The sequence below is a fragment of the Staphylococcus sp. 231237_7MaSpsaltlick genome (assembly GCF_043107035.1).
This window is the reverse complement of record NZ_JBICNX010000423.1, coordinates 1-411: the sequence shown is the minus strand read 5'-3', so window position 1 is coordinate 411 and position 411 is coordinate 1. Positions and strand designations below refer to the sequence as shown.

Annotated in this window: 1 pseudogene; it reads right to left on the bottom strand. The window is 25.3% G+C overall.

Going from position 1 to position 411, the window contains the following annotated elements:
• A pseudogene (locus ACF91D_RS32175) lies at positions 1–411 on the bottom strand (threonine--tRNA ligase); the annotation flags it as partial.

Sequence of the window (411 nt, the reverse complement as noted above, 5' to 3'; positions counted from 1 at the left end):
TTAAAAGATTTTGGAGTTCTAATCTTATAATTTGACCATTATGCTTATAGAAAGGCATACCTGGAGCATAATCAGAAAATGTAAATAAATTCAGCTCTTTACCTAATTTTCTATGATTTATATTTTCATATTTTTCAAGAAATAATTCATGATTCTCTAGGGCTTCTCCGCTAGAAAAAGCTATACCTGATATACGTTGTAGAGCTTCATTATTTACATCTCTTAACCAATTTGTAGATGAAATATTTTTCAACTTATAATTTTTAAGTTTTGATAAATTACTTATAATAGGATAAGTAATTAATGATATATAATCACCAATTTTAGCAATTTTAATATTTTCTTCATCATTATGTTCAATATGGTACTTCATATATGCTTTGTCCGCTAAAACTACTTTAGCTTTTTCTT